The sequence below is a fragment of the Brevundimonas diminuta 3F5N genome, assembly GCF_900163625.1.
GTDB classification, from domain to species: domain Bacteria; phylum Pseudomonadota; class Alphaproteobacteria; order Caulobacterales; family Caulobacteraceae; genus Brevundimonas; species Brevundimonas diminuta_A.
Window position 1 is genome coordinate 38,542 of the sequence record NZ_FUIE01000020.1, and the last position, 24,402, is coordinate 62,943.

24 protein-coding genes are annotated in these 24,402 nt (G+C 66.1%); 6 read left to right on the forward strand and 18 right to left on the reverse strand.

Features of this window, described 5'->3' with window-relative positions:
- The first annotated feature begins 37 nt into the window (after window positions 1-37).
- Window positions 38-829, forward strand: a complete 792-nt coding sequence (locus FM111_RS03565; RefSeq protein ID WP_087139359.1) for a lysophospholipid acyltransferase family protein — start codon at window positions 38-40, stop codon at window positions 827-829.
- A 291-nt stretch (window positions 830-1,120) separates the two neighbouring features.
- On the opposite strand, the gene FM111_RS03575 is transcribed toward FM111_RS03565, so the two are convergent.
- From FM111_RS03575 to FM111_RS03625, 11 genes are read right to left on the reverse strand one after another with little or no spacing between them, the layout of a single operon-like run.
- Complete coding sequence (locus FM111_RS03575) at window positions 1,121-1,930, reverse strand: MetQ/NlpA family ABC transporter substrate-binding protein (RefSeq protein ID WP_087139361.1); 810 nt, start codon at window positions 1,928-1,930, stop codon at window positions 1,121-1,123.
- Window positions 1,931-1,949: 19 nt separating this feature from the next.
- Window positions 1,950-2,606 (reverse strand): methionine ABC transporter permease, encoded by a 657-nt coding sequence (locus tag FM111_RS03580; protein ID WP_087139362.1) that lies wholly within the window; start codon window positions 2,604-2,606, stop codon window positions 1,950-1,952.
- Window positions 2,606-3,595, reverse strand: a complete 990-nt coding sequence (locus FM111_RS03585; RefSeq protein ID WP_087139363.1) for a methionine ABC transporter ATP-binding protein — start codon at window positions 3,593-3,595, stop codon at window positions 2,606-2,608. The genes FM111_RS03580 and FM111_RS03585 overlap by 1 nt, the downstream gene beginning before the upstream one ends.
- Window position 3,596: 1 nt before the next feature.
- Window positions 3,597-3,998 carry a HesB/IscA family protein gene (locus FM111_RS03590; RefSeq protein ID WP_087139364.1) on the reverse strand — a complete coding sequence of 134 codons (402 nt, stop codon included), beginning with the start codon at window positions 3,996-3,998 and terminating at the stop codon, window positions 3,597-3,599.
- 10 nt (window positions 3,999-4,008) lie between these two features.
- Complete coding sequence (locus FM111_RS03595) at window positions 4,009-4,407, reverse strand: SUF system Fe-S cluster assembly protein (protein WP_087139365.1); 399 nt, start codon at window positions 4,405-4,407, stop codon at window positions 4,009-4,011.
- Window positions 4,408-4,412: 5 nt separating this feature from the next.
- The gene (locus FM111_RS03600; protein ID WP_087139366.1) at window positions 4,413-5,666 is read right to left on the reverse strand and encodes an aminotransferase class V-fold PLP-dependent enzyme; all 1,254 of its coding nucleotides are present in this window, start codon (window positions 5,664-5,666) and stop codon (window positions 4,413-4,415) included.
- The gene (gene sufD, locus FM111_RS03605) at window positions 5,645-6,667 is read right to left on the reverse strand and encodes a Fe-S cluster assembly protein SufD (RefSeq protein WP_087139367.1); all 1,023 of its coding nucleotides are present in this window, start codon (window positions 6,665-6,667) and stop codon (window positions 5,645-5,647) included. Before sufD ends, FM111_RS03600 begins: the two co-directional genes overlap by 22 nt.
- Window positions 6,664-7,413, reverse strand: coding sequence for a Fe-S cluster assembly ATPase SufC (sufC, locus tag FM111_RS03610; RefSeq protein WP_087139368.1), 750 nt, complete (start codon window positions 7,411-7,413; stop codon window positions 6,664-6,666). Before sufC ends, sufD begins: the two co-directional genes overlap by 4 nt.
- 21 nt (window positions 7,414-7,434) lie before the next feature.
- On the reverse strand, window positions 7,435-8,901 hold the full coding sequence (gene sufB / locus FM111_RS03615; RefSeq protein WP_087139369.1) for a Fe-S cluster assembly protein SufB: 1,467 nt from the start codon (window positions 8,899-8,901) through the stop codon (window positions 7,435-7,437).
- 3 nt (window positions 8,902-8,904) lie between these two features.
- Entirely contained in the window at window positions 8,905-10,041 is a 1,137-nt protein-coding gene (locus tag FM111_RS03620; RefSeq protein ID WP_087139370.1) for a cysteine desulfurase family protein, read from the reverse strand.
- Window positions 10,038-10,505: an Rrf2 family transcriptional regulator gene (locus tag FM111_RS03625; protein WP_087139371.1), complete on the reverse strand. Its 468-nt coding sequence runs from the start codon at window positions 10,503-10,505 to the stop codon at window positions 10,038-10,040. The genes FM111_RS03620 and FM111_RS03625 overlap by 4 nt, the downstream gene beginning before the upstream one ends.
- Window positions 10,506-10,666: 161 nt before the next feature.
- Here FM111_RS03625 and FM111_RS03630 point away from each other — a divergent pair, with 161 nt between their 5' ends.
- Complete coding sequence (locus tag FM111_RS03630; RefSeq protein ID WP_003164840.1) at window positions 10,667-11,317, forward strand: alpha/beta hydrolase; 651 nt, start codon at window positions 10,667-10,669, stop codon at window positions 11,315-11,317.
- Between the two features lie 11 nt (window positions 11,318-11,328).
- Here the strand turns inward: FM111_RS03630 and FM111_RS03635 are convergent, their stop codons facing one another.
- The 3 genes from FM111_RS03635 to FM111_RS03645 all read right to left on the reverse strand — a co-directional run bounded on the left by FM111_RS03635 (window position 11,329) and on the right by FM111_RS03645 (window position 14,509).
- Window positions 11,329-12,306, reverse strand: a complete 978-nt coding sequence (locus FM111_RS03635; protein ID WP_087139372.1) for a TerC family protein — start codon at window positions 12,304-12,306, stop codon at window positions 11,329-11,331.
- 107 nt (window positions 12,307-12,413) lie between these two features.
- The gene (locus FM111_RS03640) at window positions 12,414-13,370 is read right to left on the reverse strand and encodes a DMT family transporter (RefSeq protein ID WP_087139373.1); all 957 of its coding nucleotides are present in this window, start codon (window positions 13,368-13,370) and stop codon (window positions 12,414-12,416) included.
- Window positions 13,370-14,509 (reverse strand): anhydro-N-acetylmuramic acid kinase, encoded by a 1,140-nt coding sequence (locus tag FM111_RS03645; protein ID WP_087139374.1) that lies wholly within the window; start codon window positions 14,507-14,509, stop codon window positions 13,370-13,372. The genes FM111_RS03640 and FM111_RS03645 overlap by 1 nt, the downstream gene beginning before the upstream one ends.
- A 180-nt stretch (window positions 14,510-14,689) precedes the next feature.
- Between FM111_RS03645 and tyrS the strand changes: the two genes are divergently transcribed.
- The 3 genes from tyrS (at window position 14,690) to FM111_RS03660 (ending at window position 17,145) form a co-directional block, all read left to right on the forward strand.
- On the forward strand, window positions 14,690-15,970 hold the full coding sequence (gene tyrS, locus FM111_RS03650) for a tyrosine--tRNA ligase (RefSeq protein WP_087139375.1): 1,281 nt from the start codon (window positions 14,690-14,692) through the stop codon (window positions 15,968-15,970).
- A gap of 10 nt (window positions 15,971-15,980) precedes the next feature.
- Complete coding sequence (locus tag FM111_RS03655; protein ID WP_087139376.1) at window positions 15,981-16,448, forward strand: peroxiredoxin; 468 nt, start codon at window positions 15,981-15,983, stop codon at window positions 16,446-16,448.
- 133 nt (window positions 16,449-16,581) lie between these two features.
- On the forward strand, window positions 16,582-17,145 hold the full coding sequence (locus FM111_RS03660) for a bactofilin family protein (protein WP_087139377.1): 564 nt from the start codon (window positions 16,582-16,584) through the stop codon (window positions 17,143-17,145).
- A 76-nt stretch (window positions 17,146-17,221) separates the two neighbouring features.
- On the opposite strand, the gene prfB is transcribed toward FM111_RS03660, so the two are convergent.
- The 4 genes from prfB to dapA form a co-directional block, all read right to left on the reverse strand.
- Window positions 17,222-18,335, reverse strand: a protein-coding gene (gene prfB, locus FM111_RS03665; protein ID WP_143276040.1) for a peptide chain release factor 2 whose coding sequence is annotated in 2 segments (ribosomal slippage) — window positions 17,222-18,265 and window positions 18,267-18,335 — 1,113 coding nt in all. Because the reading frame shifts where the segments join, the coding sequence is not laid out codon by codon here.
- 74 nt (window positions 18,336-18,409) lie between these two features.
- Complete coding sequence (locus tag FM111_RS03670; RefSeq protein WP_087139378.1) at window positions 18,410-20,830, reverse strand: penicillin-binding protein 1A; 2,421 nt, start codon at window positions 20,828-20,830, stop codon at window positions 18,410-18,412.
- A 71-nt stretch (window positions 20,831-20,901) separates the two neighbouring features.
- Entirely contained in the window at window positions 20,902-21,372 is a 471-nt protein-coding gene (gene smpB / locus FM111_RS03675; protein WP_087139379.1) for an SsrA-binding protein SmpB, read from the reverse strand.
- Complete coding sequence (gene dapA / locus FM111_RS03680) at window positions 21,372-22,256, reverse strand: 4-hydroxy-tetrahydrodipicolinate synthase (protein WP_087139380.1); 885 nt, start codon at window positions 22,254-22,256, stop codon at window positions 21,372-21,374. Before dapA ends, smpB begins: the two co-directional genes overlap by 1 nt.
- 115 nt (window positions 22,257-22,371) lie before the next feature.
- Between dapA and FM111_RS03685 the strand changes: the two genes are divergently transcribed.
- Window positions 22,372-24,402 (forward strand): lytic transglycosylase domain-containing protein, encoded by a 2,031-nt coding sequence (locus FM111_RS03685; protein ID WP_256968076.1) that lies wholly within the window; start codon window positions 22,372-22,374, stop codon window positions 24,400-24,402.

Consider the following 24,402-nt stretch of genomic DNA (forward strand, 5'->3'; position numbering starts at 1 on the left):
CGCTCGCCTCAGAACGGCAGGCTGGCATAGTCGCCAAATGCGAAGCCTGCTGTTCAACATCGCCTATTGGGCGCTTTCCATCACCTACGGCCTGGCCGCCGCCTTTGCGGCCCTGGCGCCCGGGCGCAAAGCCACCAGCTGGATCATTCGCCGCTATGTCCGGCGGATGGTGCAAGCCATGAGCCTGTTCGCGGGCATTCGAATCGAAACGCGCGGCAAGGAACGAATTCCGACCGGCGCATTCATCATCGCCTCAAAGCACCAAAGCTGGGGCGACGGCTTCGCCACCTATGACCAGTTCGACGACGTGGCTTTCGTCACCGGTGACCATCTGGAGAAGTTCCCCCTGCTTGGAACGGTGCTGAAGAAGCTGGGCGCCATCGTCGTCAACAACTGCGGCGGTCACGCCGCCCGCGCCGCCCTGAAGGAACGCGCCGCCGACGCCAATCGCGAGGGCCGCAAGATCCTGATCTATCCGGAAGGCCATCTGGCCAAGGTCGGCGAGAAGTTCCGCTATCGCTCGGGCGTCTGGCACATGTATCGCGACTTCGACATGCCGGTCGTGCCGCTGGCGACCAACCTGGGCCTGTTTTGGCCGTTGGAGGAGTTCCGCAAGAACCCCGGCACGGCGACGCTGGAATTCCTCGAACCCATCCCGACCGGCCTGCCCAAGGCCGAGTTCCTGGCCAGGCTGGAAGCCGCCGTGGAAGGCAAGACCGCTGAACTGATCGCCGAGGCGACGGGTCAGCCGGTAACGCCGGCTGTTCTGGTGCTGCCCGCGAACGAAATGAGCAAAACACTGGAACCGCAGCAATCCTCCGCAGCTTGACGCCCTTACTGAACCTGTCGCCGAGCCAGGATCATTTTCGCGACCAAGCCAATCAGCCCGCCAATCGCTGCACACACCGCCGCTGCCGTCAGCGCAGCGACGATCCACCAGTGACCACTCCAGTCGGTCTCAGAGCTGAACAGCGCGTCCCTCAGAACGACTAACGGGCCAACAGCGGCACCGGTAACTGCAAAAACAACGACAACATTACGCTTCATAGACGTCACGATGCAGCCTCCCGAATAAAGACCGAGGCTTAAACGCAAAACAACGTTACGGCAATATAGCCTGTCAGGCGGCTGGGATCACCGCACCTTCATACTTCGAGGCGATGAAGTCCTTGATCGCCTGACCGCGCAGGGCGTTGGCCAGCGCTTGGACGCGCGGGTCGTTCTGATTGTCCGGACGGGCGACCAGATAGTTCACATAAGGGCTGTCGGCGCCTTCCAGCGACAGCGCGTCGGTCTTGGGCTTCAGACCGGCGTCGAGGGCGTAGTTGGTGTTGATCACCGCGCCATCGACCTGCGGCAGGATACGCGGAATGGTGGCGGCCTCGACCTCCTGGAACTTCAGCCCCTTGGGGTTGGTCGCGATGTCGCGCACCGTCTGCAGCGGGTTCTGCGGGTCCGTCAGGGTGATCAGGCCCGCTGCCTGCAGCAACAGCAGGGCGCGGCCGGTGTTGGAAGCGTCATTAGGCAGCACCACTTGGGCGCCGTTCGGCAGATCGGTCAGAGCCTTGTGTTTGCGCGAATAGAGACCAAGCGGCTCGACGTGGATTCCAGCCACGGTGACAAGGCTCGTGCCCCGCGCCGTGTTGAATTCGTCCAGATATGGCTTGGTCTGGAAGTAGTTCACATCCAGCCGCTTTTCAGACAGTTGCACGTTCGGTTGAACGTAGTCGTTGAAGACCTTGATCTCGATCGGCACGCCCTGCGCGGCCAGGATCGGCTTCACCTGCTCCAGGATTTCCGCGTGCGGCACGGCGGTGGCGCCAACCAGCAGAGGCGCGCCCTCGGCCCCCGCCTTCTTGTCCGCGCCCTGACCGCAGGCGGCGAGCATCAGGACAGCAGCGGCGGACAGCAGCAGCGAACGGCGGATCATGAGGCAGGCTTTCGTAAAATCAGCGGTGCGAGACCTTAGCGACCAGACGGTCGCCGATCATCTGCAGAATTTGTACGAGGATCAGCAGCAGAACTACGGTCACAACCATGACGTCGGTCTGGAAGCGTTGATAGCCGAAGCGGATGGCCAGATCGCCTAGGCCGCCTGCCCCCACCACGCCCGCCATGGCGGTGTAGCTGACCAGGGCGATGGCGGTGACGGTCGCGCCGGCGATGATGCCGGGCATGGCCTCGGGCAACAGGGCGCGCGTCACGATCTGGAAGGTCGAGCCGCCCATGGCCTGGGTCGCCTCGACCACGCCCTTGTCCACCTCGCGCAGCGCCGTCTCGACCAGACGCGCATAGAAGGGCGCGGCTCCGACGACCAGCGGCGGAATGGCGCCCGCCACGCCCAGCGAGGTGCCGACCAGCAGCACCGTCACCGGCAGCATGACGATCAGCAGGATGATGAAGGGCACCGAGCGCAGCACATTGACCACGAAGGACAGCGCGGCGTTCAGCACCGGATTAGCGGCCAACCGTCCCTTGCCCGACAGATAGAGCAGCACGCCCAACGGCACGCCCAGGATCACGGTCAGCACCATCGAGCCGCCCAGCATCAGCAGGGTGTCGATCGTCGCCTTGCCGATATCGGCCCAGTCCACATTGGCGAACATCAGACCGTCTCCACCACGACGCCGCGCGCGGCCAGTTGCGCCAAGGCGGACTCGGCGTCGCCGCCGGTGAAGGCCACCGTCATCTGGCCGTAGGGCTCGCCCCGGATGCGGCTGATGCGACCCGACAGGATTGAATAGTCCACGCCGACAGTCCGCGCGACGCGGCTCAACTCCGGCTCATAGGTCGCGGGACCACGGAAGGTCAGGCGGGCCATGCGCGCCCCGGCGGGCGCGACCGAGGCGTCGATCGCCTCCTCGCCCTCGGCCAGCATGGCGCGGGTCACGGCGTGCTGCGGATGCAGGAAGACATCGGCCGTCGCGCCCTGCTCCACGATCTTTCCATCTTTCAGAACGGCCACCCGGTCGCAGACGCGACGCACCACCTCCATCTGGTGGGTGATGAGCACGATGGTCAGGCCCAGATCGCGGTTCAGCCCGTCCAGCAGGGTCAGGATGTCCTCGGTCGTCTCGGGGTCGAGGGCGCTGGTCGCTTCGTCGCACAACAGGACGCTGGGGCCGCAGGCCAGGGCGCGGGCGATGCCGACGCGCTGCTTCTGGCCGCCCGACAGTTGGGACGGGTGTTTCTTCGCGTGATCAGCCAACCCCAATTGGACCAGCAGTTCCGCCGTGCGGGCCTTCACCTCGGCCTCGGGCCGCCCTTCCAGCCGCAGGGGAAAGGCGACGTTGTCCTCGATCGTCTTGGCGTTCAGCAGGTTGAAGTGCTGGAAGATCATACCGATGCCGCGCCGCGCGGCGCGTAGTTCGGCCGGGTTCAGGGCGGTGATTTCCTGATCGCCGACGAAGACCTTGCCCGCGTCGGGCGTCTCCAGTCGGTTGATGGCGCGGATCAGTGTGGACTTGCCTGCCCCCGAACGGCCCACCACGCCGAACACCTCGCCGCGCGCGACGTGCAGGTCGACGGCGTCCAGCGCCGTCCGGTCGCCCGCTGCGCTGCGATAGCGCCGGGTCACCCCCTCCAGTCGGATCATGTCAGTCGGCGTCCAGAGCAGCAGCGGGGATGATGGTGACGCTCTCGCCGCAGCCGCAGGCATCCGTCTCATTCGGATTGCGAAAGACGAACTTCGACGCCAGCTTCGTCACCTCATAGTCTATCTCGGTGCCGATCAGGAACAGAACCGCCTTGGGCTCGATCAGGATGGTGACGCCCTTGTCCTCCACCACCTCGTCCAACGGCTGGGCTTCTTCGGCGTAGGCGAAAGTGTATTCCTGCCCGGCGCAGCCGCTGTTCTTCACGCCGACGCGCAGGCCGACATAGTCCTTTTCCGCGTTGTCCATGATCTCGCGCACGCGCGCGGCGGCGGCGTCCGTCAGGGTCACCGCCTTGGGCCGGGGCCGTCGGGGCCGGGTCGTCGCCGTCTGAAGTTCGGTCATCAGGGCCTCCTCAGAACATGTTCAGGGCCAGTTTGGCCTCATCGCTCATCTTGGAAGAGTCCCACGGCGGATCGAACACCAGATTGGCCTTGGCGCTGCGGACGCCCTCGACCTTAGCCACCGCCGTCTCGACCCAGCCAGGCATCTCTCCGGCGACCGGGCAGCCCGGCGCCGTCAACGTCATCTCGACCAGCACATCGCGGTCGTCAGACACGTCCACCTTGTAGATCAGGCCCAACTCATAGATGTCGACCGGGATTTCGGGGTCGTACACCGTCTTCAGCGCCTCGATCAGGTCGTCCGTCAGCTTATCCAGCTCAGCCTGGGACAGGGCGCTCTTCTGCGGCTCGTCCCAGCTGGCGGCGAAGGTGTCGCTGTCGCTGATCGCGTTGTCGGTCTTGGCGTCCATACTCGTCACACGAAGAAGTTCCGCGCCTTGATCAGCGCGTCCACGAAGGCGTCTGTATCCTCCATGGTGTTATATAGGGCGAAGGATGCGCGCGCGCTTGCGCTGACGCCCAGTCTTTTCGCGAGAGGCTCGGCGCAGTGCAGACCGGCCCGTACGGCTACGCCATAGCGGTCCATGATCTGGGCCACGTCATGAGCGTGCGCGCCCTCGACGGTAAAGGTCAGGATGGCGCCCTTCCCTTCCGCTTCCCCCAGAATCCGCAGCCAGTTGTGGCCCTGCAGGCGCTCGACGGCATGGCGATACAGCGCCATTTCATGCGCCTGGATCGCCGCCGCATCATATTGTGACAGCCATTCGACCGCAGCGCCCATGCCGATGGCTTCCAGAATCGGCGGAGTGCCGGCCTCAAAACGGTGCGGCGGCTTGGCGTAGGTCACGCCTTCCTTCTCGACCGTGACGATCATCTCGCCGCCGCCCTGATACGGCGGCAGGGCGTCCAGCGCCTCAGCCGAACCGTACAGGACGCCAATGCCCGTGGGCGCGAACAGCTTGTGCCCCGTCAGGACATAGTAGTCGCAGCCGATGGCCTGAACGTCCGGCGCCGCGTGGACGGCGCCCTGACAGCCGTCGATCAGCACCCGCGCTCCGGCCGCATGGGCCAGACGGGTGATCTCGGCGACCGGATTGATGGTGCCCAGCACGTTGGACATATGGGTGACGGCGACCAGCTTGGTCCTCGGTCCCAGCAAGGCGGCGAAGGCCTCCATGTCCAGCGAGCCGTCGTCCTTGATCGGCGCCCATTTCAGCACCGCCCCGCGCCGCTCGCGCAGGAAATGCCACGGCACGATGTTGGAGTGGTGCTCCATCTCGGTGACGATGATCTCGTCGCCCGGCTGGATCGACAGGCCGACGCCGTTGGCGACCAGATTGATCGCCTCGGTCCCGCCCTTGGTCCAGACGATGTTGTCGGCCGACGGCGCATTCAGGAAACGGGCGACGATCTCACGCGCCCGCTCATAAGCCTCGGTCGCCTCATTCGACAGGGTGTGCAGACCCCGGTGGACGTTGGCGTAGCTGCCCTCCATCGACGCGACCAGGGCGTCGATCACGGCGCGCGGTTTCTGCGCCGAGGCGGCGGTGTCCAGATAGACCAGCGGCTTGCCATTCACCTGCCGCGACAGGATCGGGAACTGCGCGCGGGCGGCATAGGGGTCAAACCCCGTCACAATTGCGTTGGTCACAGGCGAGCCGTCAGCCATTCCCGCACCACCTCTCTGGCGCCTTCATCCTCAATGCGGTCGACGACCTCGATCAGGAAGGCATGGGTCAACAGGGCGCGGGCCTCATCGGCCGAGATGCCGCGCTGCTGCATGTAGAACAGGGCGCTCTCGTCCAGCGTCCCGACGGTCGCCCCGTGGGCGCACTGCACCTCGTCGGCGTAGATGATCAGCTCGGGCTTCACATCGATTTCGCCGCGATCCGAGGCGATCAGGCCGTGGTGGCCCATGCGGGCGTCGGTGTCGTCAGCGCCCTTCTGGACCAGGATCTTGCCCTGGAAGACGCCGCGCGCTTCGTCCCGGACCACACCCTTGATCAACTGGCTGGTCGTGCCGTTGGGCGAGACGTGGTCGATCACCGTGGTCAGGTCGAAGTGGCGCGCGCCGTTCAGCAGATACAGGCCGTCCACACGCGCATCGGCGCCCTCGGCTCCGTGTCGCAGACGCGTCTCATGACGTTGCAGCTTGGCGCCGGTGGCGACGATGGTCTGGCGATAACGGCCGCCAGCCTCCAGCCGCACCTCGGCCTCGGCCACCGAAATGGCGTCGGCGGGTTCATCAGTCAGGACGATGCGAATGACCTCAGCGTCAACGGCGACGTCGATCTCGACCTTGTTGTGAGCCACATAGGCCGAGCCCTTGCCCTCATGCGTTTCCAGCAGCAGCAGGCGCGCGCCGGGGCGAGCCACGATGCGCGCCGCCGCCGTATGGCCGGTGCCCGTCGCATCCGAGATGAAGCGCAGGCGCAGCGTCTGATCGCCCGAGGCGATATAGTCCTTCACCCCGACCGGGCGGCCGTTGGCGAAGACGATGGCGTCGCCGCCCAGATCATAGAACGGCCCCGGCGCGCCCACGACGGCGGTGCCTGAAGGTTCGGGCGCTTCACGAAGGAAGCGCTTCAGATCACTGTATTTCCATTCCTCGACCCGCCGCGAGGGGAAGGTCGCGGCATCGGTCAGGTCCAGCCGAGCGAGCGCCTTCATGCCGCCTCCGGCAGGAACTTGTCGTAGCCTTCCGCCTCCAGCTCATGCGCCAGTTCCGGCCCACCCGAGGCGACGATGCGGCCGCCCGCCAGAACGTGCACCCGGTCCGGTTTGATATAGTCCAGCAGGCGCTGATAGTGGGTGATCACCAACATCGACCGGTCGGCACGGCGCATGGCGTTCACGCCGTCGGCGACGATGCGCAAGGCGTCGATGTCGAGGCCCGAGTCCGTCTCGTCCAGGATCAACAGCGACGGCTCCAGCAGGGCCATCTGCAGGATCTCCATCCGCTTCTTCTCACCGCCGGAGAAGCCGACGTTCAGCGGTCGCTTCAGCATGTCGAAGTCCATCTTCAGCGCCTGCGACGCCGCCTTGACCAGCTTCAGGAAGGCAGGAGCGGAAACCTCTTCCTCGCCACGCGCGCGCTTCTGGGCGTTCAGCGCTGTGCGGATGAAGGTCATGGCCGGCACGCCGGGGATCTCGATCGGATACTGGAACGACAGGAACAGGCCCGCCGCCGCGCGCTCGGCCGGTTCGAGGTCCAAAAGGTCGGCGCCGTTCCACGAGGCGGAACCGTCCGTCACCTCATAGCCGGGACGGCCCGACAGGCTGTAGCCCAGCGTCGACTTGCCCGCGCCGTTCGGCCCCATGACCGCATGAACTTCGCCCGCAGGCACATCGAGCGTCAGGCCCTTGAGGATCGGCTTGTCGGCGACAGAGACGTGGAGGTTATTGATCTTAAGCATTGTTTTTCTTCTTCAACTCACTCAGCCGACCGAGCCTTCGAGACTGATCGCCACCAGCTTCTGCGCCTCGACGGCGAACTCCATCGGCAGCTCCTGCAGGACGTCGCGGACGAAGCCGTTGACCAGCAGGGCCACGGCTTCCTCTTCAGACAGACCGCGCTGCTGGGCGTAGAAGAGCTGATCCTCGGACAGGCGGGTCGTGGTCGCCTCGTGCTCCAGCTGAGCCGAGCCGTTGCGGACCTCGATGTAGGGGATGGTGTGGGCGCCGCACTCCTTGCCGATCAGCAGGCTGTCGCACTGTGTGAAGTTGCGCACGCCCGTCGCCTTGGGGTGGATCGACACCAGGCCGCGATAGGTCGAGTCCGACTTACCGGCCGAGACCGTCTTGGCGATGATGCGGCTGCGGCTGTTCTTGCCCAGGTGCATCATCTTGGTGCCGGTGTCGGCCTGTTGGTGGCCGTTGGTGATGGCGATGGAATAGAACTCGCCCGAGCTTTCCTCGCCCTTCAGGATGCAGGACGGATATTTCCAGGTGACGGCCGAGCCCGTTTCAACCTGCGTCCAGCTGACCTTGGAGCGATCGCCGCGGCAGTCGGCGCGCTTGGTGACGAAGTTGTAGATGCCGCCCTTGCCCTCGGCGTCACCGGGGTACCAATTCTGCACGGTCGAGTATTTCACCTCGGCGTCGTCCAGGGCGATGATTTCGACGACCGCCGCGTGCAACTGGTTCTCGTCGCGCATCGGCGCCGTGCAGCCTTCCAGATAGGAGACGTAGCTGCCCTTGTCAGCGATGATCAGGGTCCGCTCGAACTGGCCGGTCTGGCTGGCGTTGATGCGGAAATAGGTCGACAGCTCCATCGGGCAGCGCACGCCCGGCGGGATGTAGACGAAGCTGCCGTCAGAAAAGACCGCGCTGTTCAGGGCTGCGAAATAGTTGTCGCTGACCGGGACGACCGTGCCCAGGTATTGGCGCACAAGATCAGGATATTCACGCAAGGCCTCAGAAATTGGCATGAAAATCACGCCCGCCTTAGCCAGTTCCTCCTTGAAGGTGGTGACGACCGAGACGCTGTCGAACACAGCGTCAACGGCCACCCGGGGCGCGCCCTGGACGCCGGCCAGGACTTCCTGTTCCTTCAGCGGAATGCCCAGCTTGGCGTAGACTTCCAGCAGTTCGGGATCGACCTCATCCAGTGATTTCGGCCCCTCCTTCTTAACCGGCGCGGCGTAGTAGTAGAGGTCCTGATAATCGACAGGATCGTATTTCACCGCCGCCCAGGTCGGCTCTTCCATCGCCAGCCAGCGCTCATAGGCGGCGAGACGCCATTCCAGCATCCACTGCGGCTCGCGCTTCTTTTCAGAGATGAAACGGATGATGTCGGGGTTCAGGCCCTTGGGGGCGAACTCCTGCTCGACGTCGGTGGTGAAGCCGTACTTGTACCGCTCCAGCTCCGCGACCGTATCGATTGTTTCCTGAACGATAGCCATAAGTTACGCGACTTCCTTTACGCGCTCTTGCAAGCGCGCCTTGTGCTTGTCCCAGGCCGCGACCCAGGCGTCGGCGAAGCGGGTCCAGTCGGCCTCGGTCGTGCCCCATCCGCCGGAGACGCGCACGCCCCCGGTCGCCAGATGATGCAGGCCCATGGCGCTAATCGCCTTGGACGGCTTGACCTTGCCTGACGAGCAGGCGGAACCGGCGGAGACCATGACGCCGACCAGATCCAAAGTGATGAGTTGCTGCGGGCTGTCCCAGCCCTCGACCGCCATGAACAGGGTGTTGGGCAGACGCTCGACAGCGCCGCCGATGACGGTCGCTCCCGCCGCCGTGACCTTGGCCTCGGCCGCGTCGCGCCAGGCGACATGAGCCATGGCGGCTTCCAGATCGCGCGCGGCGCAATCAGCGGCGACGCCGAAGCCGGCGATGCCCGGCACGTTCTCAGTTCCGGCGCGCAGGCCGCGTTCCTGCCCCGCGCCATGCAGGATGCGAACGGCGGAAACGCCGTCCTTCAGCACCAGAGCGCCCACGCCCTGCGGCCCGCCCAGCTTGTGCGCCGAAAGGGTCAGGCTGTCGGCGCCGAGCGCGCGCATCGTCACCGGAACCTTACCAGCCGACTGGATGGCGTCGACGTGCAACCAGCCGCCCGCCGCGCCGACCAGCTTCGCCGCCTCGGCGATGGGCTGGATCACGCCGCTTTCGTTGTTGGCGTGATGGATGGCGACAACAGCCCGCTCCGGACGGGCCAGCGCCTCAGCCAGCCAGGCCAGATCGACCACGCCGTCCGCATCGACCGGCAAAACCTCGACCGGAACGCCGCTGACGGCGGCAGCCTCGGCCACACAAGGGTGCTCGGTCGCGCCGACGATCAGCCGCTCGCAACCGGCGGCCAGGGCGCTGTGGATGGCCTGGGCGTTGGACTCGGTCCCGCCCGAAGAGAATATGATCGCCGTCGGATCGGCGCCGATCAGATCGGCCACCTGAGCGCGCGCCGTCTCGATGCGGGCGCGAGCGCGGCGCCCGGCGGCGTGCACGGCCGAGGGATTGCCGTTGTCGGCCAGAGCCTTCGCCATAATCTCCTGAACCTCAGGACGAACCAGACCCGAGGCGTTGTAATCTAGATAGACGCTCACGCCGCAGCCTCCATGGACGTCGCGTCCTTCTGGCCCATGCGCGCCCGGTTGGTGCGCTTTTCGATCACATCAGCCAGACTGACTCCGGCCAGATAGCGATGGATCTCGGCGCCCAGATCTTCCCAAAGGTCGTGGGTGATGCAGCGTGCGCCGCCCGTCATGCAACCGCGCGGCGTGCCATGGGCGGCGCAGCGGGTGGCGCGGATCGGTTCGTCTACGGCCAGGACAATGTCGGCCACGACCGTCTCTTCCGGCGCCTTGGCCAGGCGATAGCCGCCGCCCGGCCCGCGAATGCTCTTCACCAGCCCGCCCTTGCGCAGCCGTGCGAAGAGCTGCTCCAGATAGCTGAGCGAGATTTCCTGACGGGTGGCGATTTCGGCCAGGGACACAGCCCGGCCCGAGCCGTTTTTCGCCAGATCGGCCATCGCCATCACGGCGTAACGTCCCTTTGTCGACAGGCGCATCCCTATAACCTCAAAATTCTAACGCTTTTCGGGGCGGCCATGCTAAGACCCCCGGCCTCGCTGGCGAGTGCGTCACGCACCGGGGACTTAGAAAGTCCTACCTCCCCGGTCAAGTATTATCCGTCCGGCGAAACCTCTATTGATTGTAGGGATCGCGATCCATGCCTGAAGTCATCCTGCCCGGCGCCTCTGGCCGTATCGAAGGCCGCTATTCGCCCGGCAAGCGCCCCGACGCGCCGATCGCCCTGATCCTGCACCCCCACCCCAAGGCGGGCGGGCATATGAACAACCCGGTCGCCCTGACGATGCACCAACTGTTCGTGCAGCGTGGGTTCGCCACCCTGCGCTACAACTCGCGCGGCGTGGGCAAGTCCCAGGGCGAGTTCGACAGCGGCATCGGCGAACTGGCCGACGCGGCCACCGCTCTGGACTGGCTGCAGGCCAACAACCCCGCCGCCACCCAGACCTGGGTCGCCGGCTATCAGTTCGGCGCCTACATCGGCATGCAGTTGCTGATGCGCCGCCCCGAGACGGACGGCTTCATCTCGGTGTCGCCGCCCTCGAACATCTATGACTTCAGCTTCCTGGCCCCCTGCCCGGCCTCGGGCCTGTTCCTGCACGGCACGGCCGACACCGTAGTGCCTCCGGCCGAAGTCGAGCGCGTGGTCAACAAGCTGCGCACCCAGAAGGGCATCGTCATCGACTACGAGCTGGAAGAAGGCGCGACCCACTTCTGGCAGGACCACATCGGCGCCGTCGAGCGCCGCGTCGGGGCCTACCTGGACAAGCGTCTGGCCGAAAAGCCGGCCTGACATCCTGACGATCAGCGCGGAGGTCCAACCTCCGCGCGGGTCCGCCACAGGGACCAGGCCACCCCCGTCGCCAGGATCGCCGCCGTCACCGATAGTGAGACAGGGGGCGGCACCTTCTCGATCCCCAGCAGGGGCGCCGCGAACACCTTGGCGCCGATGAAGACCAGCAGGACAGCCAACGCCTGCTTCAAATAGGCGAAGCGGTGGATCACCGCCGCCAGGGCGAAATAGAGCGCCCTCAACCCCAATATGGCGAAGATGTTGGACGTGTAGACGACATAGGCGTCCGTCGTGATGGCGAAGACCGCCGGGACGGAGTCCACGGCGAAGATCACGTCAGCGATCTCGATCGTCACGAGGGCCAGGAACAGCGGCGTGGCGTGCAACTTCATCTCGCCCGAACGACTGTGCGTTCGGACGAAGAAGGCGTGACCGTGCAGGTCGTTTGTCACCCGCATCCGTCGTCGGAACCACTTCAGCAGCGCATTATCGGCGATGTCCGCTTCCTCGCCGCGCGCAAAGAACATCTTCACGCCCGTGAGGATCAGAAAGCCGGCGAACAAGTACAGCACCCAGTGATAACGGGCGACCAGCACGGCCCCGCCGCCGATCATAATCGCCCTCAGGACGATGACGCCTAGCACGCCCCAGAACAGCACCCGGTGCTGATAGAGACGCGGCACGGAAAAGGCGCTGAAGATCAAGGCGATAACGAAGACATTGTCCATCGCCAAGCTTTTCTCGACGGCATAGGCGGTCAGATATTCGACCGCGCTATCCGCCCCAAGCCACGACCACAGCCATGCCCCAAAGGCCAGGGCAACGGCGATATAGAAGGCCGACAGCCCCAGGCTCTCGCGCACCCCGATCTCATGATCACGCCGGTTGAACAGCCCCAGGTCCAGCGCCAGCAGGGCGATGACGATTGTCAGGAAGCCGGCCCACATCCAGACGGGCTTGCCCAACCACTCCAGCAGCAACAGTTCCATCGACGCCTTCGCGAGCCGTTTCAAACGACGCGGCCGACATCGCGATGAAGGGTCGCCAGAGGGGCCCGGTCCGCTCTAGGTCAACGCCTAGAGACGGCGAGCGTTGCCTAATGCTCGCCTTCCGCCGCCGCCACAGCCGCCGGACGGTGAGCGCGGACGCACCAGACGACGCTGACGATCATCAGGATCATGGCGACGATCTCGATCACGGTCGGGCCGCGCTGCTCCCAGATGAAGCCGTAGATGAAGGCGAACAGAGTCTCCGACACGATCATCTGGCCCAGCATGGTCAGCGGCAGCAGGCGGCTGGCCTGGTTCCAGAAGGCGTTGCCGATGACCGAGGCGAAGATCGCCACGCCCGCGCTGACCCCGATGAGGCGCAGCCAGGCGTCATCCGTCATGCCGCCCAGCATGAACAGCGACGGAATGACCAGCAGCAGCGCCAATGCGCCCGTGACCACGCCGGTCAACAGCGACCACTCATGCGGGGTGACATCAGGCAAGCGCCCCATCCAGCGGCTGTTGCCGACAGCGAAGGCGGTCCAGGACAACAAGGCCGCAATGGCGCAGCCAAGCCCGATCAAGGTCGCGGAGCCGCTTTGCGCCGCCGCGCCGCCGCCCTGGCTGAGCGACTCCCAGCCAATCAGGCCGACGGCCAGCGCCGCCACGGCGATAGGCGGCGCCACGCGCGACAGCGGCGGCGAGTCCTTGTCCCGCAGGCCCCACAGGGCCACCACCACAGGCACCATGCCGACGATCAGGGCCGAGGCCGCGACGCCTGCGTAATGCACCCCGACCACCAGAAAGGCGAAATAGACCAGATTTCCCGCCAAGCTCAGCCAGACCAGGGCGCCCCACGCCTTGCGCGTCAGAGCCGCCGTCACCCGCCGCCAACGCGGCGCGATCAGCAGGACTGCGATCAGGCCATAGGCGAGATAGCGTCCGGCCGTCAGCAGCAGGGGCGAGGCCTCCGGCACGACCTTCGGCGCCAGGAAGACCAACCCCCACAGGGCGCCCGCGGCAAGGCCGCTGGCGATGCCCCAGAAGCGCGATGACGCCGCCACTATTCCGCACCCGGCTCGACGATTTGGCCGCCGGTCATAGGCGTCGGGACGCCTGTCGTGCCGGGGAAGCTGATCGGCAAGCCCAGACGACAGCGCGCGGCCAGGAAGGCGAAGGCCTCGGCCTCGATGGAGTCTCCGCGCCACCCCTTGTCTTCGGCCGTCGAAACAGGGACGCCGACACGCTCGCGAATGGCGACCAGCAGCACGGGGTTGTGTCGACCGCCGCCGCAGACGACGATCTCCTTCGGCTGTTCCGAACAGCGCGAAACGCCCAGCGCCACGGCCTGAGCCGCAAAGGCGGTCAGAGTGGCGGCGGCGTCCTCCAGCGACAGCTCCGCCACCGGATCCAGTGAGAAGTCGAAACGGTCCAGCGACTTCGGCCCAATCGCGGCGAAGTAGGGATGGGCCAGATAGGCGTCCAGCATGGCCTGATCGACGACCCCCGCCGCCGCCAGACGACCGCCCTCATCCATCCGCTTCTTCATCCGCGACTGGACCAACAGATCGACCATGCCGTTGGCCGGGCCGGTGTCGAAGGCCTCCAGTTCGCCATCAGCACGGATCAAGGTGATGTTGCCGACCCCTCCCAGATTCAGCACGGCGACCGGGCCCGGCATCCCCGCCTTGCGCACAAGCGCCGCGTGATAGACAGGCGCCAACGGCGCACCCTGCCCGCCCGCCGCCACGTCGGCGCTGCGGAAGTCAAAGGCCGTTGGCACGCCCAGGCCTTCGGCCACGCTGGCGGCGTCGATCAACTGGACCGTGCGGCCCGGCTTGTCCAGCGTCGGCGCCTCGTGCAGCACCGTCTGGCCATGGACGCCGACCAGATCCAGCGCGCTGGACTTCACCCCATTCACCGCCATGAAGCCGAGCGCAGCGGCCAGATGCGCGTCGGCCACCGCCATGCGGGCGTCCTCGAAGCTGTCGGGTTCTTCCTCGTCGCGTTCCCAGTCGAAAGCGTCGTCGATCGCGTCCTCGATGAGGGCGCGCGTTTCGCCGTCCAGCTTCATCTCGCCAGCGGGACCAAAAGCCAGGATGTCGTGGCCATCCGTCTCGATCACCGCCATGTCCACAGCGTCCAGCGAGGTGCCGGTCATGAAGCCGAGCACGCGAAGGGTCTTTTTCGAGGAGGTCGTCATAGCGGCTTGACTGCCACGTCGGGCGCGACGTAGCTAGCGCCCATGATCGCGCAACCGGCCCTTTTCGCCGCCTATTACTACGGTCTCTACTCGTAGAGCGGCCGCGATCCTTGCCGCCCCTCCCTCGGCGGCATTATTCCTCGGAAGACGGCCGCCGGTTCTGATGTTACGGACCCGACCATGACCGAGACAACGCCCCAAACCGTTTCCGAAACCGCCTTCAAGTCAGACTTCCTGCGTCTGATGAAGGCGCGTGGCTATATCCATCAGATCACGCACCCGACCGAACTGGACGAAGCGGCGGCGACGGGCGTGGTTACGGGTTATATCGGTTTCGATGCGACGGCGCCGTCGCTGCACGTCGGCCACCTGACGCAGATCATGCTGTTGCGCCGCCTTCAGCAGGCCGGACACAAGCCGATCGTCCTGATGGGCGGCGGCACGACCAAGGTCGGCGACCCTTCGTTCAAGGACACCCAGCGCCCCCTGCTGACCGAGGAAAAAATCGCCGAGAACATCGCCGGCATCAAAAGCGTGTTCGAGAAATTCCTGACCTTCGGCGACGGCCCCAGCGACGCGCTGATGCTCGACAACGACGAGTGGCTGTCCAAACTTGGCTACCTGCAATTCCTGCGTGACTACGGCACGCACTTCACCGTCAATCGCATGCTGAGCTTCGACTCGGTCAAGCTGCGCCTGGAACGCGAGCAGCCGCTGACCTTCCTCGAGTTCAACTACATGCTGATGCAGGCGACGGACTTCCTGGAACTGAACCGTCGCTACGGCTGCAATCTGCAGATGGGCGGCTCGGACCAGTGGGGCAACATCATCAACGGCGTCGAACTGACCCGCAAGGTGGACCAGAAGGCCGCCTTCGGCCTGACCACGCCCCTGCTGTCCACCGCGTCAGGCCAGAAGATGGGCAAGACGGTCGGCGGCGCCGTGTGGCTGAACGCCGACGCCCTGGCGCCGTTCGACTACTGGCAGTACTGGCGCAACACCGAAGACGGCGACGTGGGCCGCTTCATGCGCCTGTTCACCGACCTGCCGCTGGATCAGATCGAGCGTTATGAGGCGCTGGAAGGCGCCGAGATCAACGACGCCAAGAAGGCGCTGGCTGACGCCACCACCTCCATGCTGCACGGCGCCGAGGCCGCCAAGACCGCGCGCGCCGCCGCCGAGGCCGCCTTCGAGAAGGGCCAGCTGTCGGCCGACCTGCCGACGATCGAACTGCCGAAGGATGAGGTGATCGGCGCCATGATCGCCGCCGTGACGACCAAGGCGGGCCTCAGCGCCTCCAACGGCGAGGCCCGTCGCCTGGCCCAGGGCGGCGGCCTCCGCCTGAACGACGAGGTCGTCAATGACGGCGCCCGCCTGATCGAAGAAGCCGATCTGAACGCCGACGGCGTGCTGAAACTCGGCGCCGGCAAGAAGAAGCTGGTGCTGGTGCGGCCGGTGTAAGGAGAGACCTGTGACCGACATCACCGAAAACACCCCTGCACCAGCTTTTGACCTAGCGACCGACGGCGGCGGGCGCGTGTCGCTGGACGGGCTGAAGGGAAAGACGATCGTCCTCTACTTCTACCCCAAGGCCGATACGCCCGGCTGCACGACCGAGGGGCAGGACTTCTCGGCGCTGACCGACCGGTTCTCGGCGGCGAACGCCGTGGTGATCGGCGTATCGCGCGATGCGGTGAAGAAGCTGGACCGCTTCAAGGCCAAACATGACCTGAAGGTCGTGCTCGGCTCGGACGAGGACGGCGTGGTCACCGAAGCCTGGGGCGTGTGGGTGCTGAAGAAGCTCTACGGCCGCGAATACATGGGCATCGAGCGCGCCACCTTCCTGATCGACGGCCAGGGCGTGGTCCGTCGCGCCTGGCGGAACGTCAAGGTGAAGGGGCACGCCGAAGAGGTGCTGGCCGCCGTCGAAGCGCTCTGATCGGCGAGCGGGGTTCGGAAGGCCCCGCTTGACCTCTCCGCCTCAGCCCCCCCTAAGTATTGTCAGGGATTGTATCCTCAGGGGCTGACATTGACCAAACGCCGGTCGTCCCGGCGTGACGCGGAGAGTATAGATGTTCAACAAGAACAAACCCCTCGACAACAGTACTTCGAGCGGCCTGGGCATTCCGACGCCGCCGGAACCGGCCAAGCCGACACCCGCACCCGCAGCTCCGATCGCTGCTGCGCCTGTGCGGACGCCCGAGCCGCCGCGTCCCGCCGCGCGATCGTCCAGCCTGTCGACCCTGTCGGCGGGCGTGAAATATGAAGGCAACATATCCGGCGCGGGCGAGCTTCAGGTCGACGGCTCGCTCAAGGGCGACATCCGCGTGGTGCGCGTGGTGATCGGCGAAGGCGGCGCGGTCGAGGGCACGGTCCACGCCGATATCCTTGAGGTGCGCGGCCGCGTCTCGGGCGCCATCGTCGCCAAGCAGGTCAAGCTGTTCGCCACCTCGCGCGTCGAGGGCGACATCACGCAGGAACAGCTTTCGATCGAACAGGGCGCCTGGTTCCAGGGCCGCTGCACCCAGGCCAAGCGCGACACGCCGGGCGCCAATATGCTGGAAGGCCCCGCTCCTGCCGAGAAGCCCGCTCCCGCCAAGGCGGACGCCAAAGTCGAAGCCAAGCCCGCCGCCTGATCGTCGCGGCGGACGGAAACGAGAAAGGGCGGCCCGCGAAGGCCGCCCTTTTTTATGCGTCGGTCTGGCGGCTGGATCAGCCCTCGCGGGTCTCGCCCACGCGAGCCGCAAGCGCGGCGCCCATGAACGGATCCAGGTCGCCGTCCAGAACCCCTTGCGTGTCCGAGGTCTCAACCTCGGTCCGCAGGTCCTTCACCATCTGATACGGCTGCAGGACATAGGATCGGATCTGGTGGCCCCAACCGATGTCCGTCTTGGCGTCGGCGAGAGCCTGAGCCGCAGCCTCACGTTTCTGAAGCTCCAGCTCGTACAGACGCGCCCGCAGCATCTTCCAGGCCTGTTCGCGGTTCTGGTGCTGCGAACGACCGGCCTGGCAAGCCACGACCGTATTGGTCGGAATGTGCGTCAAACGCACGGCCGAGTCCGTCTTGTTGATGTGCTGACCGCCGGCGCCGGACGCGCGATAGGTGTCGGTGCGCACATCCGACGGGTTGATGTCGATCTCGATCGTATCGTCCACGACCGGCGACACCCCGATGGAGGCGAAGCTGGTGTGACGCTTGGCCGCCGCGTCATAGGGGCTGATACGGACCAGGCGGTGAACGCCCGATTCCGACTTCAGCCAGCCATAGGCGTTCGGCCCGGCGATCTGCAGGGTCGCGGACTTGATGCCCGCCTGTTCGCCCTGTTCCTCGGCCTCGATCGTGACCTCGTAACCGTGGGCGCGGGCCCAGCGGCTGTACATCCGCATCAGCATCCCGGCCCAGTCGTTGGACTCGGTGCCGCCGGCGCCGGAGTTGATTTCCAGATAGGCGTCATTGCCGTCGGCCTCGCCGGACAGCAGGGCTTCAAGTTCGGCGCGGGCGGCGCGTTCCTTGATGGCCTTCAACTGCTCGCGCGCGTCCTCGAGGGTGGCTTCATCGCCCTCCTCGTCGGCCATGTCGGCCAGCATGATCCCGTCTTCGAGACCCTGCTCCATTTCCTTGACGGCGTTGACCTGGGCTTCCAGGCGCGAGCGTTCGCGGCTGACGGCCTGGGCTTGTTCGGGATTGTCCCACAGCGTCGGATCCTCGACCCGCGCGTTCAGCTCATCGAGCTTTCTTAGAGCGACATCCCAGTCAAAGTCGCCTCCTGAGCAGAGCGACGCTCTGCTCGATGTCGGCCTTCATGGCCTCGACATCCGGTCTCATCGCAATCTCCGCGATATAGGGTGAAACGGCGCGCCTGATGACAGGCGCGCCGGGTGGTGGGCTTACCTAGAGGGTCAGTAGAGGTCGCTCAAGTCCTCAGCCGGCTGCTTCTTGGGCGGCGGCGGCGCCACCGGCGGCGGCGCGACCGGCGCGGGAGCCTGAGACTTCGCTTCCTGCTCGCGACGAATGACCTCGTAGTAGTTCTGCGGTCCTTCCGGCGCAGCCGGACGCGGCGCTTCTTCACGCAACTGGCGCTCGGTGCCGGGCCGGAAGGCTTCCTCGATGCCGTTCACGGTGCGGAAGATGGCGTTCTTCGGCTTCACGAAGGGACGCGCGGGACGTTCCTTCAGAGCGTCTTCCATGAAATCGATGAAGATCGGCACGGCGGTCGAGGCCCCCGCCTCGCCCCCGCCCAGCGAGCGGTTGTCGTCGAAGCCGACGAAGACGCCGACGACGATGTCAGCCGAGAAGCCGACGAACCAGGCCGAGCGGTATTCATTGGTCGTGCCCGTCTTGCCCCCGACCCAGCGGCCCAGACCGCGGGCGCGGGCGCCGGTGCCGCGCTGGATCACGCCCTCCAGCATGGAGCTCATCTGATAGGCGGTGATCGGGTCGATCACCTGGGTTCCGCGGTCCTGCAGACGCGGCGATTCCTGGCCGCTGAAGCCTCGGCCGCAGTCGCGGCATTGGCGACGGTCGGCGCGATGGATGGTCTGGCCGTTCCGGTCTTGGGCCAGTTCGATCAGATAGGGATCGACCCGGCGCCCACCGTTGACGAAGGCGGCATAGGCGGCCGTGATGCGGTACGGCGTCGTTTCACCGGCGCCCAGCGACATGGCCAGGTTCGGCGACATGTCGTCCACCACGCCCATCTTCTTCGACAGGTCGACGACGTTCCTCATGCCCACCGCCTGGGCCAGACGCACGGTCATGACGTTGCGAGACAATTCGAGGCCGCGACGCAAGCTTTGCGGGCCGTAGAACTGGCGGCTGTAGTTCTGGGGCGTCCAGGCGCGGCCGCCGGGGCCGCCCGGGAAGCTGATCGGCGCGTCCAGAACGATCGAGGCAGGCGTGAAGTCGCCTTCCAGCGCCGCCGCATAGACGAAGGGCTTATAGGCCGAGCCGGGCTGGCGGCGGGCCTGGGTCGCGCGGTTGAAGCTTGACAAGGCGTAGGAATAGCCGCCGACCATCGCCAGGACGCGACCCGACTGCGGCTCGATGGCGACCAGGGCGCCGTTGACGGCCGGCACCTGCTTCAGGGCGAATTGGCCGCCCTGACGCTCGACAAAAATCAGATCGCCACGCTTCAGCGGGCGACGTCCTGCGTTGGACCATGTCACGTCGGCAGCGCGCAGCGTGCCTGTCTGATCGTCCTTGGCCGTGCGAACGCGAATCGCGCCGCCGCTGACGTTCTCGACGGCGGCGGCCTGCCACGAGCGACGCTCGGGCGGGGTCGTCCGTTTCTGTGCTTCGGCCTGCCAGCCCTCGGCGAAGTCGGTCGTGCCCCACGCGCCGCGCCAGCCGTGACGACGGTCATAGTCCTCAAGGCCGCGCATCAGGGCGTCGCGCGCCGCCGATTGCAGCTGCGGATCCAGGGTGGTGCGCAGGTAATAACCGCCACGGTTGACCTCTTCCTGGCCGAACAGAGCGATGGCGCGACGACGCGCCTCTTCCACAAAGAAGTCGGCGTCAGCGTATTCGGCGCGACGCGGCGCCGAACGGGTGCTCAGCGGACGGGCCAGAGCAATCTGCAACTGTTCGTCCGACAGCCATTTGTTGTCGGCCATCTCGCCCAGCACCCAGTTCCGGCGGCCCAGCGCGGCCTCGGGATAGCGTTTGGGGTGATAGTTGGTCGGACCCTTCGGCAGGGCCGCCAGGAAGGCCGCCTCGTCCGGCGTCAGCTGATCCAGCGACTTGCCGAAATAGTTATAGGCCGCCGAGGCCACGCCGTAGGAGCGATAGCCCAGGTAGATTTCGTTCAGATACAGCTCGAGGATCTGTTCCTTGCTCAGCGTCGCTTCCAGACGGCTGGACAACACCGCTTCCTTAAGCTTGCGGTTCAGGCTGGTCTCGCTGGTCAGCAGGACGTTCTTGGCCACCTGCTGGGTGATGGTCGAACCGCCCTCCAGGCGACGCCCGGACAGCACGTTGAAGACGTTCTTGAACATGGCCCGACCGATGCCGGACACGTCGATGCCGCCGTGACTGAAGAAGTTCTGATCCTCGGCCGCCAAGAAGGCGTGAACGACCGTCTGCGGCACTTGGTCATAGGTGACGTAGATTCGGCGCTGATCCGAGAACTCGCCGATCAGGGTGCCGTCCTCGGCATAGACGCGCGTCGCCGTCGCCGGGCGATAATCCGCCAGCTCTGAGGCGTCCGGCATGTCGTGCAAGACCCAGGCGGCGTAGATCGCCACCACCACCCCGGCCACGGCGATGGCGCCCAGCAGGGCCACGCCCGCCATGACGAACCAGCGTTCGGCTATCTTCACCATGAACTCCGCAAGACGCGCCCCATGTTCCGTCGTTTATCGCGCGTCGCGCGGCGCGCAAAGCGGAACTGCACTTATCCCTTGTCGCGCAGCAGGCGCGCCTTGTCGCGCTGCCAGTCGCGCTCAGCCGAAGTCTCGCGCTTGTCGTGCAGCTTCTTGCCCTTGGCCAAGGCGATTTCCAGCTTCGCCTTGCCTGCCTCGTTCAGATACAGGCGCACCGGCACAATGGTGCGGCCGTCGCGCTGAACGGCGCCGATCAGCTTGTCGATCTGCTTGCGATGCAGCAGCAGCTTCCGATGGCGGCGCGGCTCGTGATTGAAGCGGTTCGCCATCTTGTAAGGCGGAATGTCGGCGTTGATCAGCACCATCTCGCGCCCCTCGGGTGAGACGTAGCTTTCGGCGATGTTGGCCCGACCGTCGCGCAGCGCCTTGATCTCGGTGCCCAGCAGTTGGATCCCGGCCTCGATATGATCCTCAAGGAAGTAATCGAAGCGCGCGCGTCGGTTTTCGGCGATCGTCTTCTGTTTCGGCGCGTCTGCTGCCATCAGGCGACCCCGGCCTCGGCCAGCGCCTGGTCGATCGCAGGCTTCACGGCGTCGGCTGTCAGCGACAGCGGCAGACGAACCTCTTCCGTGCACAGACCCAGCTTGGCCAAGGCGTATTTGGTAGGCGACGGCGAATTGTCGAGGAACAGCGCCTTGTGCAGACCGATCAGCCGTTCCTGCCACGACCGGGCGGCGGCGAAGTCGCCGGCCTGGATGGCGTCATACAGTGCGACCATCGCCTCGGGCGCGACGTTCGACGTCACCGATATGACGCCGACGCCGCCGTGGGCCGCATAGCCCAGGTAGCTGGAATCATCGCCCGAGATCAGGTCGAACGCGCCGTCGATGTTGGCGCGCATCCAACTGGCCCTCGCCACGTCGCCGGTCGCGTCCTTGATGCCGACGATGTTCGAGTGCGCCGACAGGGCCGCAACCGTCTCGTTCGACAGGTCCACGCCCGTGCGTCCCGGCACGTTGTACAGCAGGATCGGCAGTTGCACGGCATCGGCCACGGCTTCGAAATGCGCGTGCATCCCGGCCTGCGACGGGCGGTTGTAATAGGGGGTGACGACCAGGGTGCCGTCGGCGCCGACCGTCTTAGCGAAGCGGGTCAGCTCGATCGCCTTGTCCGTCGCGGACGCCCCGGCGCCGGCGATGACGCGGATGCGCCCGGCGGCGATCTCGACGCACTGTTCGACCACGCGCTTGTGTTCGTCCAGGTGCAGGGTAGCGCTCTCGCCCGTAGTGCCCATCGGCACGACGCCGTGAACTCCAGCGGCGATTTGACGTTCCAACAGGCGCTTGAAAGCGGCCTCGTCCACGTTTCCGTCACGAAGAGGTGTGATCAGGGCGGTGATCACGCCCTTGAACAAGGGGGCGGTCATGGGAACAACATACCTGCGCGGAGAAATGGGCGGCGATCCGCCCGTCACTAATCGGCAAAGGGTAGGTTGCCCGCCGCTTGGCCGCAACCAAAGATGAATGAGGATCAGATATCTGATGATCGCGACGACCGTGGCCGCCGCCCTGGCGATACTGACTCCACCGGCTCAGGACGTGCTGAACAGCACGCCGACGCCCTATTCCGCCAGTCAGGGCGGGATCATCAGCAGCCAGGACGCCGCCCTAGTGCAGCAAGGTCTGACGGCCGCGCGGGCGCGCGACGTCGTCGGCACGCAGTCCATCATGGCGCGCATTTCCGATCCTGCGGCGCGCAAGCTGGTCGAGTGGGCGCTGGTCGACACCTCGGACAAGCAGATGTCCTACAGCGACCTGGCGCTGGCTCAGACCGACCTGGCGAACTGGCCGCGCGGCGATTCGCGCCGGGGTGCGGGCGAGCGCGCCCTGGACATGGCGGGCCAGTCGCCGGACGCCGTTCTGGCCTTCTTCAACGGAACCGCACCGACCACGGCCCAGGGCGCCATCGCCCTGGGCGGCGCGCTGGAGCAGACGGGCCGCCGCCAGGAGGCGCAGGCTCTGATTCGCGACTGGTGGCGCACGCAGAGCTTCGATGAAGCTCAGCAAAGCCGCATCTATTCGCGCTGGAGCGGCTGGCTGACCAGCGACGACCATGTGACCCGGCTGAACATGCTGCTGCTGGGACCGCACGGTCCCGCGACACGGGCCATGGTCGCCCTGGTCCCGGCCGACCGCCAGGCCGTCGCCAACACCGTCATGGCGCTGCGCACCGCCTACGCTCCCGACGTGATCGTCGGCGGCCTGTCGCAGACCCAGGCCAACGATCCGGCCGTGGTGCTGGAGCGGGTGCGCCTGCTGCGCTCGGCCGGCCGCCAGTCTGAGGCCTTCCCGCTGCTGTCCGCCCTGCCCCCCGCGCCGTCGCACGCCGACGGCCAGAACACCCTGTGGAGCGAGCGCCGCAACTACTTCCTGGACGCCCTGCAACAAGGCAACGCCCGCGCCGCCTACGCCGCCATGAACGGCCACGGCTTCCCCTCAGGCGAGCGCAAGGTCGACGCCGAGTTCTTCGCCGGTTGGGTCGCCCTGACCAAGCTCAACGACCCGGCGACGGCGGCCCAGCATTTCGAAGTCCTGCGCAACGCCTCCTCGACCCCGATTACCCAGGGTCGCGCCCTCTACTGGCTGGGCCGTGCGGCCGAGGCGCGCGGCGCCCGCGAGGACGCCCAGCGCTGGTATCAGGCGGGCGCCGAACACTGGCAGACCTTCTACGGTCAGTTGGCGGCGGAAAAGGCAGGCGCGACGACCCTGACCCTGCCGGGCGAACCGTCCCCATCGGCGGAAGACGTGAACCGCTTCGAAGGCAATGAGGTGGTGCGCGCCACGCGCATTCTGGGTCAGATCGGCGAAAAGACCCTGATGCGGGTCTTCGCCTATCATCTGGATGATGCGCTGCCCTCGCCCTACGACCTGTCTCAACTGTTCGACCTGATGCAGGGCTACGGCGACCAGTTCGGCTCGATGATGGTCGGCCGCGCGGCCAGCCAACGCGGCTTCGTCATGCCCGAGCGCATGTACCCTATCCGCCTGCCGCAGCAGGTTCCCGGCATGGCGCCGAACGAGTTCGCCCTGGCCATCACCCGTCAGGAATCCAGCTTCGATCCCCTGGTCCGCTCGCACGCCGATGCGCGAGGCATGATGCAGCTTCTGCCCGCGACGGCGCAGGGCGTGGCCCGCCGCATGGGCCGTTCCTTCAGCTCTGAACAGCTGTGGGATCCGGAGGTCAACATGACTCTGGGCAGCTATCACCTGGGCGAACTGATGAACAACTTCGGCGGATCGCCGCTGCTGGCCGCCGTCGGCTATAACGCCGGCCCGGCGCGCCCGCCGCAATGGACCGCCCGCTGCGGAGACCCGCGCCAGGCCCAGGTCGATCCCATCGACTTCATCGAGTGCGCGCCCTTCACCGAGACGCGCAACTACATGATGCGGGTGATGGAGAACATGCAGGTCTATCGCGCCCGCCTGAACGGCGGCTCAGCGCCGCTGACGCCCTCGGCGGACCTGGCGCGGGGCACGCCGCCCAACACCGGACCGCGTCCCTATCAGCCCTGA